Here is an 11,593-nt window from a genome sequence, read left to right as displayed (position 1 = left end):
TGTTGTACTTAGATAACCGTTTATTAAGTATTATACGGCAGCTTTTCTTGATTTTGTTTTTAGGTTATTCATGATCAGGATGCGGTTGGATAAATTTTCAATATTACGATAGCCACATCCATTATGAGTCATACGTTTAATAGTATTATGGGTCCCTTCAATTAAGCCATTTGAATATGGGCTTTCTATGGCATTGGTTAATAAATGACTGTATTTCTTAAGGGTACGGAGTGATTTGCGCATAAACGGAGATATACCTGATCAATTTGTATGGATTAGTGTACTCATAGCGACACCATCACGTTGATCAACAGCCCGCATAAAGCATTGATAGACCTCCCACGTCCGTTTTAATAGTTCATCGTAGGCAAGTAATTTATCAACAATCATTTGTGCGGTAAAATAACCGAATAAATAATACAGTTTATAGTCTGTAAATGAGATATCTTTTGATTTTAATTTAAGCATTTTTCCATACCGTTTTAACCGGCGGTATCGTTTTTGATCTGTGTTATTTCCTTTTTTAAGGCGATTCATCACCTTAATTCGGGTACGATCTAAGGCACGAACCATCAGTTGGACGAGATGAAATCTGTCTAATATGATCGTGGCATTGGGAAACAGTTCAGGAATCATATGAATATATCCTGCATTTAAATCAGTCGTTACGGTCTGGACCTTTTTTCGTTCTTTCAGATTGTACCGATTGTAAAAATGGTCTTTAATATCTTTTATCCGACGATTTGGTAGAATACTTAAGATATTTCCTGAATCATTATCTATATAATCAAATGCCATTGTTTGGTTGCGATAGCGAAATTCATCGATCCCAATATTACTAGGTAGTCGTTGTCCATATCCTTTATATTTAAGGGCCTCAGCATTACAAATGCGTTGAACAGTTGCCTCACTAATATGACATAAACGAGCATTTGTCGTTTTACAAATTGTTTCTCTCGAGAGGTCTAATGATTTTCGTTTCACTTGATTGGCGATATAACAATATTTATCGACCACTGAGGTTTGAGCAATGAAAGTTTGCCCACAAGCCTTGCATTGAAATCGTTGCTTTTTCAGCACAAGATAACGATTCTTTTCTAGGCCAGATAATGTGATTCGAGAGGTCTTTGTCCCATATTTTATAATGATGGATCCATCATTTTTAATGCCACATTTACAGCAGCCTTGAGGCTGATACGTCAACGTTGCATAAATAATCTCGTTAGGACCGGACGTTTTAATAGGATTTTTTTCAATTAGTTTTGTATTTTCATCTTGAATACCAATCAAATTTAGTATAGAATTAGTTTTAGACATGTGAGATTTCTCCTTTAATTTTGGTTTAGTTGACTTTATTTTAAAGGAAATCTCGCATGTTTTTTAGTTTAATGCATAAAAAGGTGCTAGCGAGGAAAATCCTCACCAACACCAAAAGTTGTAGAACCGCTTTTTTTATTGAGAAAGGAGGTCGATCGAATCGATGAGATTATGGCACGAAACATTAATTAGTGATTTGCCCCGGCAGCAATTACTCGGGCAACATCGCGAATGTTGTGCATTACGTGGGAAGGGATGGAATCGTCCGCACGCTACGGTTCAATATGTGTTCGATTATAGTCCGTATAAGTTATATCAGTATCATCAGCTTATTATGGAGGAGATGAAGTCGCGCACGTATCAGCCAGATGAACGTTGGGAAGATCCGTTATATCGGGGGAAAGCCTGTGCTCCTTATCGTGAACTTGAACCAGTCACACCTACAAAACCCATTTATCCGGAACATAATGCAACTTATCTGGCAGAATGTTTAGAAAACTTGGCCGACAAGGGAATTAAGTTATCAGTCAGAATGAAGCAGTCTGAAAAAATAGTAGATAATAAAAGAGGTTATCCTATATAGAAGGATAACCTCTTATTCATTAATCAGTTAAGTTTACACGGTAGTATTTTTTCTTGCCGCGACGGACGATAATGAAGCGATCATCGAAAGTATCTGTGCTGGAGATGGTGTAGTCAAGATCAGTCACTTTTTCACCACTAATTGTAATCGCGCCTTGTTCGATGAATTCACGGGCTTCCCGGCGAGAGCTACAGATGCCGGTGATATCAGCTAAGAACTCGACAATATCATGTTCACCGCGCGTTGCTTCAGAAGTTGGCACGTCGCCAAATGTTTCTTCAATTTGTTCAGCTGTTAAGTCGGCAATTTCACCGGAGAAAAGTGCTTCGGTAATTTGGATAGCTTCATCGAGTGCAGCTTGGCCGTGAACGAAGCGAGTCATTTCTTCAGCTAAAGCTTTATGAGCCTGGCGCTTCCATGGTTCATCGGTGAGGCTCTGTTCCAGTTTGGCGATTTCTGTTTGGTCCAAGAAGGTGAAGTATTTCAAGTATTTCACGACATCAGCATCTTGTTGGTTGATCCAGAATTGGTAAAATTCGTAAGGGCTTGTTTTTTCGGGGTCGAGCCAAATTGCGCCGCCTGCTGTTTTGCCAAATTTAGTACCGTCTGATTTTAACAGTAGTGGAATGGTTAAGCCATATGCTTCTGCTTCGTGACCTTCTTTTTTGCGAATCAGGTCAAGTCCAGCCGTAATATTCCCCCACTGATCACTCCCACCAATTTGGAGTTGAACATCTTCGTGGCGGTATAAGTGCAAGAAGTCAATGGATTGAATAATTTGGTAGCTAAATTCAGCAAATGAAATCCCTTGTTCTAAGCGACTAGCCACAACATCTTTGCTCAGCATGGTATTGATATTGAACTCTTTCCCGTAGTCGCGTAAGAAGTCAAGAAAGCTCAGTGGACTGAGCCAATCTGCATTATTAGTGAGACGAATCCCGGACTCTGCTTCACCCGCTTTGAATAATTTACGCATTTGGGCACTTAGTTTGTCAACATTGTGCTGAACAGTTTCTTTAGTTTGGAGTTGACGCTCAGAATTTCGCCCACTTGGATCTCCGATAGAACCAGTTCCGCCTCCAATTAAGACAACTGGCTTATGCCCAGCCATCTGGAATCGTTTCAAGATAATGAAGGGAATGAGGTGCCCAATATGCATACTATCGCCCGTCGGATCAACCCCGCAATACAGTGCAATCGACTGCTTCTCCGTTAGTTCCTTCAACCCATCCTCATCTGTCTGTTGATTAATGGCTCCGCGCCACTGTAATTCATCAATAATATTCATCCGAATTCCTCCTATAAAAGTTAAATCATGATATAAAAAAAGCCCGCTAAAAAGCTCAACACTTCTTAGGGACGACTCTAGCCGTGGTACCACCCACATTAGGCACTTAACTGCCTCACTCTGGCCGATAACGCTGGCTCGCGATACATGTAATTCACTCCGGCATATATATTGGCTTCCACCACCGCCAACTCTCTGTAAAAGGGATACCTTCGCTACTAGATAACACCTCTTAGTATAGCGATTAATCTACGTCATGTCAACTCTATTAAATTCGGCACGCTGATAGCTGATAGACTATCACATAGTTTTGTGTCGGCAGAATAAAAATTAAAAGCTAACTAATAAAATATTTGATTTAACTATTGGTTATATTGAACTAATCTGTGTCATTAGATGTCATTAGATAGAAGTGAACTATAAAAATAATGATTAACGATTTATACTTTAAGTATTGTTAGTGGATAGAGTTGTGAAGCCTTCTATGACAATACCAAAAAGCCAACCACGACAGATCGGGTTGGCTTTTTTAGACTCTATTTTTATAGTCCGAGTTCTGGTGCTTTTTCGCGAGCGTCTTGGATGAATTTACGCAAGGTGTTGATCGAGTGGTTCATTTTTCCTTGTTCGTAATCATTTAGCGGAATTTCGATAGCGCGTTTGACGCCGCGATCGTTAATAATCGCTGGTGTACCGATGTAAATATCATCATGACCGTACTCGCCTTCTAATAAGACAGAGAGTGGTAGGACGGAATTTTCATTGTTGAAGATGGCTTGGGTAATTTTTGCCAGAGCTGCACCGATTCCGTAATAGGTTGCACCTTTTCGTTCGATGATGTGGTACGCTTGATCACGAACAGCTTCGAAGATTTCAAGCAATTCGCCCTCGTCTTCGAGCGGGTTTGTTTCAAGCCATTCGGTAATCTGCAAACCAGCAATGTTAGCGTGTGACCAGACGGGGAATTCAGTATCGCCGTGTTCACCGATAATGTAGCCGTGAACGTTACGGGCATCGATGTTAAGACGTTTAGCCAGTTCAATGCGGAAGCGGGCACTATCGAGAGAAGTTCCAGAGCCAACAACTTTGTGAGCTGGCATACCAGAGAACTTGTGAACAGCGTAAGATAAGATATCAACAGGGTTCGAGGCAACGAGGAAGATACCATTGAAGCCACTAGCCATGACTTGATCGACAATGGTTTTCGTAATTTTTAGATTCTTATGGATTAGATCTAAGCGAGTTTCGCCTGGTTTTTGGCCGGCCCCAGCTGTGAAGACGACTAAATCAGCATCGGCACAATCACTGTAATCAGCAACGTAAATATCTTTTGGTGCAGTGAAGGCGAGGGCACTGTTTAAGTCCATGACATCTCCTTCTACTTTGAATGGGTCAAGATCAATGATTCCTAATTCCTGACCGATGTTTTGATTGACGAGCGCGTACGCATAGGCTGAACCGACCGCACCGTTTCCGATAAGAATAATTTTTTTATGTTTTTTCTCTGATTGAGTCATTAAGACATCTCCTACTTTCTTTAGTATAATTTTATTATAGTCAGTTTTTATGCTAAAAATCAATTGAGAGTCTTTTATTTGGTGAAAATAGTTGCGGTAGCGCTTAAGTTATTAAGCGGGAATTCAAAATTGTACGTTGTAAAAAATAAGGTTATATTGGCACATATGAAGTGAATAAGATGGGAATAAAGTGTGAAAGTTGTAAAAAAATATAGTTTTCTAAAAAAAGTTAACAAAATAGTTTGACAATCAAATAAATAAGCGATAAAATTTGAGTATCAAATAGTTTGATAATCAAAATAAAAAGGAGGTAAAGAATGGATCATCAGACGATGAATGAGGTAAATGAGTACTTGGTGATGATCTTTAATGAGGTATTGTCTATTGAGGAGGAGGCGATCAGTCGCAGTGAATTCTCGGATTTATCAGTAAAAGAGATGCATACAATCGAAGCGATTGGGCTCTCAGGTGACTTGAATTCCGCCCAAGTAGCAAAACGCTTGGATATTACACCAGGTACATTAACGGTCTCGATACAGAACTTAGTGAAGAAAGGCTACGTTACTCGAGTAAAGTCAGAAACAGATCGGCGCGTGGTGAAGTTGGCGTTGACCAAGCGAGGCAAGTTAATTTACCGATTGCATCACAAATTTCATATGAGAATGGTTGAAGAATCATTGACGGGATTTGATCCAGAAGAAGCGCAGGTGCTTATTCGGGGGTTGCGTAATTTACACGAGTTTCTCAACGATCTCAAAAACCAGCAAAGAAAAGAGTAGTTAATGTGAGTAAAGTAGTAGCAACAGGGCAATATTTGCCGGCTAATCGCTTAACGAATGAACAGTTGATTGCCCAAGCAGGGATTGATTCGAGTGATGAGTGGATTGTTCAACGAACGGGAGTAAAGGCGCGTCGCTTTGCAGAAGGGGAATCTGTTGCAGACTTGGCGACTGAAGCAGCGCGAGCTATTATAGCAAACGTTGGCCCGGATGTTAAAGAAGATATTCGCTTAATTATCGTCGCGAGTATGTCGAGTGGAAATCCGACACCGAGTATAGCGAATCAAGTGCAAGCTAATCTGGGTATTGCGGAAGCTTGGGGATTTGATATTAGTGGAGCATGTAGTGGTTTTACGATGGCAGTTGATATTGCTGAACGGATGAGCCGAACGTATGAATCAGGATATGTATTAGTTATTGGTGCAGATAAAATGAGTCAAATTTTAGACTTAAGTGACCGAACATCGAGCATTATCTTTGGTGACGGAGCGGGCGGTTTACTCATCGCTTGTGATGGTGCGGGATTGCCGGGCTATCGCAGTCAGTTAGTGGCATTAGAGGATACGAAGGATGCGATTACGCTCGATAAGACGGTGCCAGATAGACAGTACTTGACGATGCTAGGGCGAGATGTGTTCAACTTCGTGGTCCGGGCAGTGATTCCGGGCTTGGCTAAGTTTATCGATGAATTGAATGGATCATATGATTACGTGCTTAGTCATCAGGCGAATGATCGCTTACTCGATGTGATGAGTCAGAAGTTAGGCATTGATCGACAGCAGATTCCGGCCAATATTGCAGAAGTCGCTAATACGTCAAGCGCTAGTATTCCGATCTTATTGGATGACTTAGTTCAGGCAGGGACAATAACACTGTCAGACCAGCAACAGATTGTGATGGTTGGCTTCGGTGGCGGATTAGCCTATGGTATCAATTATTTTAAACTTTAAAAACGAATAAAAACAAACAATTATAATGGAGGAATTACGTATGGTATTTGAAACAGTGAAAGATATTATTGTTGAGCAATTAGGAATTGACGAAAGTGAAGTAACGAAAGAGACCGATTTAGAAAATGGATTGGATGCAGATAGTTTAGATATTTTCCAAATTATTTCAGATATTGAAGATGAGTATGATATTACGATTGATACAGATTTGAACTTACAAACAGTAGGCGAGTTAGTAGATTACGTGGAGCAATTAATCGGTTAAGAGTATAAAGGATTGTGTGTTTATGAAAACAGCAATAACAGAGTTACTCGGCATTCGATACCCAATCATCCAAGGTGCGATGGCTTGGGTGGCGGATGCCGATTTAGCAAGTGCGGTGTCTAACGCAGGCGGGTTAGGTATTGTGGGAACAGGACATGATTCGCGCGAAGTTGTGAAAGAAAAAATTGATAAGATGAAAGAATTGACGGATCAGCCATTTGCCGTTAATGCGATGTTGTTAAATCCGCATATTGAAGAAGTGATTGACTATATTATTGAAGAATCAGGCGTCAAGATTGTCACAACGGGGGCAGGGAACCCCAGTCAATACATGAAACGTTTCCAAGAAGCGGGAATCCGCGTGATTCCAGTAGTGGCATCGGTGGCATTAGCGAAGCGGATGGAACGAATAGGTGCGGATGCGATTGTTATCGAAGGAATGGAAGCAGGCGGTCATATTGGTCGTTCGACAACGCTGACTTTATTACCGCAAGTTGTTGAAGCGGTTGATATTCCCGTTATCGCAGCAGGTGGCTTCGGGAATGGCGAGTCATTGGCGGCTGCCTTGATGTTAGGGGCTGAAGCGATTCAAGTTGGGACACGTTTTGTCGTATCAAAAGAATCCAATGCCCACCAAAACTTTAAACAAAAAATTCTAAAGGCAAACGATATCGCAACCGTTGTAACTGGCCAAATTACCGGTCATCCCGTGCGTGTCTTGCGTAATCAACTAACGACTGATTACTTGGAACTGGAACGACTTCAGACAAGTGAAGATGAACCAGATTTTTCTGAAATGGAAAAATTAGGTAAAGGCGCGCTAAGACGAGCGGTTGTCGATGGGGATATCAAGCAAGGATCAATGATGGCTGGGCAAATCGCTGGCTTAGTGAAGAAAGAAGAAACCGTGGCAGAGATGATTCAAGACTATATCGATGGCGCCCAACAAGCTTATCGTCGTTGTCAAGCGTGCTTTACCCAAGATGATGCGTAAAATGTATTAGATGAAGTGTCTGAATCAGGCGATAGGAGAAGGATAAGAATGAAGGTAGCAGTCATATTTAATGGACAAGGTGCTCAGTTCGAGGGGATGGGTCTAGATTTTAGAGAACACTTCCCAGAAGCACGGGCTGTCTTTAACCAAGCAAGTGAAGCGACAGGTCTTGATATGGTGCAGTTAGTGAGTGAGGATTTTTCGAAGTTACGTCAGACGAAGTACGCCCAGCCTGCTATTGGGACGGTGAGTTTAGCAATCTGGGCAAGCATTCGAGAAATTCTACCGCAAGTTGATTATATGGCGGGGTTAAGTTTAGGCGAATATGCAGCACTAATGGCGAGTGGGATTTTCACGGTGTCTGATGGATTACGCTTATTGTTCGAGCGGGGTCAAGTGATGAGCGATGTATGTAAGGATATTGCCGAAGATGAACCGATGCAAATGTTAGCTGTAATTGGTATGCCGCGGGAAGTGGTCGAACATTTAGTGGAAGATTTGCCACAGACTTATTTAGCAAACTTCAATTCGCCCGAGCAAATTATTCTGGCCGGGCCGAAGTCAAGCTTAAAGCTGTTCAATCAAGCGTCAAAAGCAGCTGGCTATCGTAAAGGATTGCCTTTAAAAGTGGAAGGTCCCTTCCATACGCCGCTAATGGCAGCTGCTTGTCAACCCCTAGAAGCGCTACTGGATTCGTATGAACTTCAACCGGGATGTGCTCCTGTTATTAGCAATACAACGGTGGAGCCACATGATTTAGAGACATTGAAGTCAACATTGGTGCGTCACTTAATCGAACCCGTACAGTGGGAGCAAACAATTGACTGGCTGATTCAAGCGGAGGTAACGCATCTGATCCAAATTGGGCCGGGCCAAACCTTACAAAAATTGCTCAAGGCCCATGATCAAGCGCCGCTATGTTTAGCGATTAGTCAAGTTGAGGACGTATCAGAGATAGAAAAATTTTTAAATGAAAATAAGGGAGAAAAAGAATGAGCCAAGTATGTGTAGTGACAGGAAGTTCAAGAGGAATTGGATTGGCAATTGCCAAGCAGTTAGCAGATGACGGACACCAAGTAGTCTTAAACAGTCGAAGCCCACTCAAGCCAGAAGTGCTTGAACAATTCGCCGATGCTAAGTTAGAGGTAGGAACGATTGTCGGGGATGTGAGTGACTTTGCTGATGCGGAACGTATGATTAGCGCAGTGAAGGAACAATATGGACGTATCGATGTGTTAGTAAATAATGCTGGAATTACGCGTGATGGGTTAGTGATGCGAATGAAGGAAGAAGATTTCGATCAAGTAATTGCCACTAATTTAAAAGGGTGTTTCAACATGGCTCGTCACACCACACCAATTATGCTCAAGCAGCGTAGCGGAACGATTATTAATGTATCCAGTGTCTCAGGTATTATGGGGAATGCGGGTCAAGTGAACTATGCGGCGAGTAAAGCAGGTGTTATCGGCTTGACAAAATCTCTCGCACGTGAGTTGGCTAGCCGTAGTATTACGGTCAATACTATTGCACCGGGCTTTATTGAGACAGATATGACGGCTGAGATGAGTGAACGTGTAACCGAAGCAATGTTAGGAGAAATTCCGTTGAAACGCTTTGGCCAAGCTGAAGAAGTAGCTAGTGCCGTTAAGTTTTTGATGGAAAATCGTTATGTGACAGGACAGACAATTGAAGTGAATGGAGGCCTACACATCTAATGGGACAAGCGGATAAATTAAATCGAGTTGTGGTGACGGGACTTGGAACGATTTCACCCCTAGGCAATAATGTCGATGAATTTTGGAAAAAAGTGCGCGCAAACGAATCAGGAATTGCTCCAATTACGAAGTTCGATGCAAGTGAAGTCGGTGTGCATGTTGCTGGCGAGGTGAAAGACTTCGATCCGACATTGACGATGGATCGGAAAGAATACAAACGTATGGACTTGTTCTGTCAGTACGGTATCGCGGCATCGGTTGAGGCAGTGAAGATGAGTGGATATGATATTGCAGCAAATGCGAGTCGCGTAGGAACGTTAATTAGCTCTGGTATTGGAGGGTTAATCGAGATCGAGAATGGAATCCGCAAGATGATTGATAAAGGACCGAAGCGGATTCCACCATTATTCGTTCCACTGACGATTGGGAATATGGCAGCGGGAAATATCTCGATGAAGTTAGGCGCAAAAGGAATTAGTATGGATATCGTTACCGCATGTGCGAGCTCAACGAACTCAATTGGAGAAGCTTTCTTGAAAATTCAAGCAGGATTTTTAGATGCGTGTTTGGCGGGAGGATGTGAAGGAACGATTAATGAGATTGGGATCGGTGGCTTTAATGCCTTAACTGCCTTATCAACGAATGAAGATCCTACTAAAGCGTCACGTCCATTTGATAAAGATCGCGATGGATTCGTGATGGGAGAAGGTGCGGGAGTGCTCTTCTTGGAATCGTTGGACAGTGCGCAAGAACGAGGAGCTCACATTTTAGCTGAAATAGTGGGGTATGGTGCGACATCGGATGCGTACCATATGACAGCACCGGTTCCTGATGGGAGTGGAGCAGGTGAAGCAATCAAGATGGCCCTTGCATCAGCTCATATTACACCGGAACAAGTTAGCTATATTAATGCGCATGGGACAAGCACACCGACCAATGATAGCGGAGAAACAACAGCGATCAAGTATGCTCTTGGCGATGCTGCGTATAATATTCCGGTCTCTAGTTCCAAGGGTCACTTTGGACATCTATTAGGAGCAGCTGGCGGAATTGAAGCGGTTACCTGTGTGAAAGCCTTGGAAGATGGGTTTATTCCGGCAACATTAGGCTTAGAAACCTCAGATGAAGCTTGTGATTTAGATTATGTACCACAGACCGGTCGTGAAGCCGACTTGCAATACGTGTTATCCAACTCACTCGGGTTCGGTGGACACAATGCGATTCTGTGCTTCAAGCGTTGGGAGGGGAAGTAAGGTGAATTACGATCAACTACTAGCTCTGGTTGATAAATTGGATCAATCAAGTCTTGCTTATATTCGCTATGAACATGACGGGAGTAAAGTTGAATTAAGTAAAGAAGTTCCTCATTCTCAACCAGTATCCATGCCAGCCGAAACGAGTTCCGTAAGTTCACCAGCAATAAGAGAGGCAACACCAACTGTCCCATCAGTTGTTTCAGATGACAAATTGCATAATGAAACATCAAGTGACGTGAGTGAGTCAGTAGGGGTAGAAGTTTTATCGCCAATGGTAGGGGTAGCATACTTACAACCAGCACCGGATAAAGATCCTTACGTTCAAGTTGGCGATCGGGTCGAAGCAGGAGATGTTGTTGTTATTATTGAAGCGATGAAAATCATGACCGAAATTAAAGCAGAGTGCAGTGGAATTGTAGTGGATATTTTGGTTGCCAATGAGGAATTGGTTGAATATGATCAACCGCTTATTCGAATTAAGGAGGATAACTAGATGAGTGTATTAACAGCCCAAGAAGTGATGGAGATTATCCCTAATCGCTTCCCGATATTTTTTATCGATGCAGTAGATGAATTAATTCCTGGTAAGCGCATTGTGTGTCGAAAAAATGTTACGATTAATGAACATGTTTTTCAGGGACATTTTCCTGGAGAACCAGTCTTGCCAGGTGTCTATATTGTTGAAGCGATGGCGCAAGCAGGCAGTATTCCATTGCTAAAGCAAGAGGGATTTGAAGGCAAGACAGGATACTTAGGCGGGTTAAATAAAGTGAAATTCCGCCAAAAAGTTGTACCTGGAGATGTTCTGCGCATCGAAGTGGATATTATTAAACAAAAGAAGAATGCTGGAATCGGCCGCGGACGAGCTTTTGTAGGAGATAAGAAGGTCGCTGAAGCCGATATGACCTTTATTATTGGAGCGAATTAAT

12 protein-coding genes and 1 pseudogene are annotated in these 11,593 nt (G+C 42.2%); 10 read left to right on the top strand and 3 right to left on the bottom strand.

Translation table 11 applies throughout. The features are described 5' to 3' along the window. Positions 1-30 precede the first annotated feature (30 nt). Positions 31-1,317, bottom strand: a pseudogene (locus HMPREF9703_RS01740) (ISL3 family transposase). Positions 1,318-1,480: 163 nt separating this feature from the next. On the opposite strand from HMPREF9703_RS01740, the gene HMPREF9703_RS01735 reads away from it, so the two are divergent. After that, positions 1,481-1,900 (top strand): TIGR02328 family protein, encoded by a 420-nt coding sequence (locus tag HMPREF9703_RS01735; protein ID WP_004635077.1) that lies wholly within the window; start codon positions 1,481-1,483, stop codon positions 1,898-1,900. A gap of 19 nt (positions 1,901-1,919) precedes the next feature. On the opposite strand, the gene tyrS is transcribed toward HMPREF9703_RS01735, so the two are convergent. Further along, the gene (gene tyrS / locus HMPREF9703_RS01730; RefSeq protein WP_004635076.1) at positions 1,920-3,188 is read right to left on the bottom strand and encodes a tyrosine--tRNA ligase; all 1,269 of its coding nucleotides are present in this window, start codon (positions 3,186-3,188) and stop codon (positions 1,920-1,922) included. A gap of 542 nt (positions 3,189-3,730) precedes the next feature. Continuing rightward, complete coding sequence (locus HMPREF9703_RS01725; RefSeq protein ID WP_004635074.1) at positions 3,731-4,705, bottom strand: L-lactate dehydrogenase; 975 nt, start codon at positions 4,703-4,705, stop codon at positions 3,731-3,733. Positions 4,706-5,022: 317 nt separating this feature from the next. On the opposite strand from HMPREF9703_RS01725, the gene fabT reads away from it, so the two are divergent. From fabT to fabZ, 9 genes are read left to right on the top strand one after another with little or no spacing between them, the layout of a single operon-like run. Next, entirely contained in the window at positions 5,023-5,484 is a 462-nt protein-coding gene (gene fabT, locus HMPREF9703_RS01720; RefSeq protein WP_004635072.1) for a fatty acid biosynthesis transcriptional regulator FabT, read from the top strand. 5 nt (positions 5,485-5,489) lie between these two features. Then, positions 5,490-6,434 carry a beta-ketoacyl-ACP synthase 3 gene (locus HMPREF9703_RS01715; protein ID WP_004635071.1) on the top strand — a complete coding sequence of 315 codons (945 nt, stop codon included), beginning with the start codon at positions 5,490-5,492 and terminating at the stop codon, positions 6,432-6,434. 40 nt (positions 6,435-6,474) lie between these two features. After that, positions 6,475-6,699 carry an acyl carrier protein gene (locus HMPREF9703_RS01710; protein WP_004635068.1) on the top strand — a complete coding sequence of 75 codons (225 nt, stop codon included), beginning with the start codon at positions 6,475-6,477 and terminating at the stop codon, positions 6,697-6,699. Positions 6,700-6,721: 22 nt separating this feature from the next. Next, positions 6,722-7,693, top strand: a complete 972-nt coding sequence (fabK, locus tag HMPREF9703_RS01705) for an enoyl-[acyl-carrier-protein] reductase FabK (RefSeq protein ID WP_004635066.1) — start codon at positions 6,722-6,724, stop codon at positions 7,691-7,693. A gap of 48 nt (positions 7,694-7,741) precedes the next feature. Beyond that, entirely contained in the window at positions 7,742-8,689 is a 948-nt protein-coding gene (locus HMPREF9703_RS01700; protein WP_004635064.1) for an ACP S-malonyltransferase, read from the top strand. Next, entirely contained in the window at positions 8,686-9,408 is a 723-nt protein-coding gene (gene fabG / locus HMPREF9703_RS01695; RefSeq protein ID WP_004635063.1) for a 3-oxoacyl-[acyl-carrier-protein] reductase, read from the top strand. The genes HMPREF9703_RS01700 and fabG overlap by 4 nt, the downstream gene beginning before the upstream one ends. Next, a complete protein-coding gene (fabF, locus tag HMPREF9703_RS01690; protein ID WP_004635061.1) occupies positions 9,408-10,661 on the top strand; it encodes a beta-ketoacyl-ACP synthase II in 1,254 nt (417 codons plus the stop codon). Before fabG ends, fabF begins: the two co-directional genes overlap by 1 nt. A 1-nt stretch (position 10,662) precedes the next feature. Next, positions 10,663-11,157: an acetyl-CoA carboxylase biotin carboxyl carrier protein gene (gene accB, locus HMPREF9703_RS01685; protein WP_004635060.1), complete on the top strand. Its 495-nt coding sequence runs from the start codon at positions 10,663-10,665 to the stop codon at positions 11,155-11,157. Beyond that, on the top strand, positions 11,158-11,592 hold the full coding sequence (gene fabZ / locus HMPREF9703_RS01680) for a 3-hydroxyacyl-ACP dehydratase FabZ (RefSeq protein WP_004635058.1): 435 nt from the start codon (positions 11,158-11,160) through the stop codon (positions 11,590-11,592). It begins immediately after the preceding gene. Position 11,593: the final 1 nt, after the last annotated feature.

This window comes from Dolosigranulum pigrum ATCC 51524 (genome assembly GCF_000245815.1).
In the GTDB taxonomy this organism is placed as follows: Bacteria; Bacillota; Bacilli; order Lactobacillales; family Carnobacteriaceae_A; genus Dolosigranulum; species Dolosigranulum pigrum.
The sequence above is the reverse complement of the archived record's forward strand: the minus strand, read 5'-3'. Positions and strand labels throughout refer to the sequence as shown.

Coding starts and splice junctions, on each gene's coding strand:
- HMPREF9703_RS01710 (WP_004635068.1), top strand. CDS start 6,475: ATGGTATTTGAAACAGTGAAAGATATTATTGTTGAGCAATTAGGAATT.
- fabF (WP_004635061.1), top strand. CDS start 9,408: ATGGGACAAGCGGATAAATTAAATCGAGTTGTGGTGACGGGACTTGGA.
- HMPREF9703_RS01725 (WP_004635074.1), bottom strand. CDS start 4,705: ATGACTCAATCAGAGAAAAAACATAAAAAAATTATTCTTATCGGAAAC.
- HMPREF9703_RS01700 (WP_004635064.1), top strand. CDS start 7,742: ATGAAGGTAGCAGTCATATTTAATGGACAAGGTGCTCAGTTCGAGGGG.
- HMPREF9703_RS01735 (WP_004635077.1), top strand. CDS start 1,481: ATGAGATTATGGCACGAAACATTAATTAGTGATTTGCCCCGGCAGCAA.
- fabZ (WP_004635058.1), top strand. CDS start 11,158: ATGAGTGTATTAACAGCCCAAGAAGTGATGGAGATTATCCCTAATCGC.
- fabT (WP_004635072.1), top strand. CDS start 5,023: ATGGATCATCAGACGATGAATGAGGTAAATGAGTACTTGGTGATGATC.
- tyrS (WP_004635076.1), bottom strand. CDS start 3,188: ATGAATATTATTGATGAATTACAGTGGCGCGGAGCCATTAATCAACAG.
- fabK (WP_004635066.1), top strand. CDS start 6,722: ATGAAAACAGCAATAACAGAGTTACTCGGCATTCGATACCCAATCATC.
- fabG (WP_004635063.1), top strand. CDS start 8,686: ATGAGCCAAGTATGTGTAGTGACAGGAAGTTCAAGAGGAATTGGATTG.